Below are 2,566 nucleotides of genomic sequence, written 5' to 3' on the forward strand. Positions count from 1 at the left end.
TTTTAGTAGCACGCTCAAGACCCGAAGCGGAGTGATCTAGCCATGGGCAGGTTGAAGCGGAGGTAAGACTTCGTGGAGGACCGAACCCACCAGGGTTGAAAACCTGGGGGATGACCTGTGGTTAGGGGTGAAAGGCCAATCAAACTCCGTGATAGCTGGTTCTCCCCGAAATGCATTTAGGTGCAGCGTCGTGTGTTTCTTGCCGGAGGTAGAGCACTGGATAGGCGATGGGCCCTACCGGGTTACTGACCTTAGCCAAACTCCGAATGCCGGTAAGTGAGAGCGCGGCAGTGAGACTGTGGGGGATAAGCTCCATGGTCGAGAGGGAAACAGCCCAGAGCATCGACTAAGGCCCCTAAGCGTACGCTAAGTGGGAAAGGATGTGGAGTCGCACAGACAACCAGGAGGTTGGCTTAGAAGCAGCCACCCTTGAAAGAGTGCGTAATAGCTCACTGGTCTAGTGATTCCGCGCCGACAATGTAGCGGGGCTCAAGCGTACCGCCGAAGTCGTGTCATTGCAGCATATAGCCCCAACGGGTGTTGTGATGGGTAGGGGAGCGTCGTGTGCCGGGTGAAGCAGCCGCGGAAGCGAGTTGTGGACGGTTCACGAGTGAGAATGCAGGCATGAGTAGCGATACAAACGTGAGAAACGTTTGCGCCGATTGACTAAGGGTTCCTGGGTCAAGCTGATCTGCCCAGGGTAAGTCGGGACCTAAGGCGAGGCCGACAGGCGTAGTCGATGGATAACCGGTTGATATTCCGGTACCCGCTGTGAAGCGTCAAACATCGAGCATCGTGATGCTAAGGCCGTGAAGCCGTTCCGGACCCTTCGGGGAAAGGAAAGTGGTGGAGCCGCCGGCCCAAGCGGTTAGTAGGTGAGTGATGGGGTGACGCAGGAAGGTAGTCCATCCCGGGCGGTGGTAGTCCCGGGGTAAGGGTGTAGCCCGAGTGGTAGGTAAATCCGTCACTCATGCAGGGTGAGACCTGATGCCGAGCCGATTGTGGTGAAGTGGATGATCCTATGCTGTCGAGAAAAGCCTCTAGCGAGTTTCATGGCGGCCCGTACCCTAAACCGACTCAGGTGGTCAGGTAGAGAATACCGAGGCGTTCGGGTGAACTATGGTTAAGGAACTCGGCAAAATGCCCCCGTAACTTCGGGAGAAGGGGGGCCACGTCTGGTGATGGGCTTTACGCCCTGAGCTGGGGGTGGCCGCAGAGACCAGCGAGAAGCGACTGTTTACTAAAAACACAGGTCCGTGCGAAGCCGTAAGGCGATGTATACGGACTGACGCCTGCCCGGTGCTGGAACGTTAAGGGGACCGGTTAGCTCACTTTCGGGTGGGCGAAGCTGAGAACTTAAGCGCCAGTAAACGGCGGTGGTAACTATAACCATCCTAAGGTAGCGAAATTCCTTGTCGGGTAAGTTCCGACCTGCACGAATGGCGTAACGACTTCTCGACTGTCTCAACCATAGGCCCGGTGAAATTGCACTACGAGTAAAGATGCTCGTTTCGCGCAGCAGGACGGAAAGACCCCGGGACCTTTACTACAGTTTGATATTGGTGTTCGGTTCGGCTTGTGTAGGATAGCTGGGAGACTTTGAAGCGGCCACGCCAGTGGTTGTGGAGTCGTCGTTGAAATACCAGTCTGGTCGTGCTGGATGTCTAACCTGGGTCCGTGATCCGGATCAGGGACAGTGTCTGATGGGTAGTTTAACTGGGGCGGTTGCCTCCTAAAGAGTAACGGAGGCGCCCAAAGGTTCCCTCAGCCTGGTTGGCAATCAGGTGTTGAGTGTAAGTGCACAAGGGAGCTTGACTGTGAGACCGACGGGTCGAGCAGGGACGAAAGTCGGGACTAGTGATCCGGCGGTGGCTTGTGGAAGCGCCGTCGCTCAACGGATAAAAGGTACCCCGGGGATAACAGGCTGATCTTCCCCAAGAGTCCATATCGACGGGATGGTTTGGCACCTCGATGTCGGCTCGTCGCATCCTGGGGCTGGAGTCGGTCCCAAGGGTTGGGCTGTTCGCCCATTAAAGCGGTACGCGAGCTGGGTTTAGAACGTCGTGAGACAGTTCGGTCCCTATCCGCTGTGCGCGTAGGAGTCTTGAGAAGGGCTGTCCCTAGTACGAGAGGACCGGGACGGACGAACCTCTGGTGTGCCAGTTGTCCTGCCAAGGGCATGGCTGGTTGGCTACGTTCGGGAGGGATAACCGCTGAAAGCATCTAAGCGGGAAGCCTGCTTCGAGATGAGGACTCCCACCCACTTGATGGGGTAAGGCTCCCAGTAGACGACTGGGTTGATAGGCCGGATCTGGAAGCACGGTAACGTGTGGAGGTGACCGGTACTAATAGGCCGAGGGCTTGTCCATCGATGCTCGCGTTCACTGTGTTGGTTCTGAGACCACGACCACGTCACCCCCTAATGTGTGGGGTGTTTCGGTTGACGTGTTTCATAGTGTTTCGGTGGTCATAGCGTGAGGGAAACGCCCGGTTACATACCGAACCCGGAAGCTAAGCCTCACAGCGCCGATGGTACTGCAGGGGGGACCCTGTGGGAGAGTAGGAC

General features: G+C 56.8%; 2 rRNA genes. Both read left to right on the forward strand.

Going from position 1 to position 2,566, the window contains the following annotated elements:
• A 23S ribosomal RNA gene (locus ACIQVT_RS34700) occupies positions 1 to 2,369 on the forward strand; the annotation flags it as partial.
• A gap of 90 nt (positions 2,370 to 2,459) precedes the next feature.
• Positions 2,460 to 2,566, forward strand: a 5S ribosomal RNA gene (rrf, locus tag ACIQVT_RS34705); the annotation flags it as partial.

It is taken from the genome of Streptomyces sp. NPDC100445, from assembly GCF_044759735.1.
Classification (GTDB): Bacteria; Actinomycetota; Actinomycetes; order Streptomycetales; family Streptomycetaceae; genus Streptomyces.